This window comes from Mesorhizobium sp. P5_C1 (assembly GCF_054049815.1).
The window spans coordinates 1-620 of the sequence record NZ_JBFULQ010001346.1; the positions used below are offsets into that span (position 1 = coordinate 1).

Annotated in this window: 1 pseudogene; it reads right to left on the bottom strand. The window is 59.2% G+C overall.

Features of this window, described 5'->3' with window-relative positions:
- Window positions 1–620, bottom strand: a pseudogene (gene katE, locus ACXJ7R_RS35740) (catalase); the annotation flags it as partial.

The following is a 620-nucleotide window of genomic DNA, read 5'->3' on the forward strand; positions in this document are numbered from 1 at the left end:
GCGGGTTCAAAGGTCAAGGCCTGAGCGATGTGGCGTTGCTCGGGTGGGGTCTGGCTGTTGAAGAACTGGGCAGCCTGGCTGTAGTGATCGGCGAAACTTTCGGGCCGCAGCTGGACCTTCTGGCCCTCCTCCCCGTCAGCGAAGGACCGGAACCCACGCTCAGGGGATTCGCGCGGGCCGACGCCGAATGAATTCGGCTGGTAGTTGGCCCGTCCAACCGGATTGCGCATCGCCATATGGCCGTCCTGCTGGAAATGATGGAATGGGCATTTCGGCGCGTTGATCGCCAGATGCGTGAAATTGGGGCCGCCCAGGCGTTTCAGCTGCGTGTCGAGGTAGGAGAAGTTGCGGCCCTGCAGCAGCGGATCGTTGCTGAAGTCGATGCCAGGCGGAACATTCTGGGTCATGAACGCGACCTGTTCGGTCTCGGCAAAGAAATTCTCCGGCATCCGGTCGAGAACAAGACGGCCGACAGGTATAGGCGGCAAGATCTCCTCCGGAATGATCTTGGTCGGATCAAGGGTGTCGAAGTCAAAATTGTCGGCAAACTCCTGGTCGAACAATTGCAGGCATAACTCCCATTCGGGGAAATCGCCGGATTGGATGGCATTCCAGAGGTC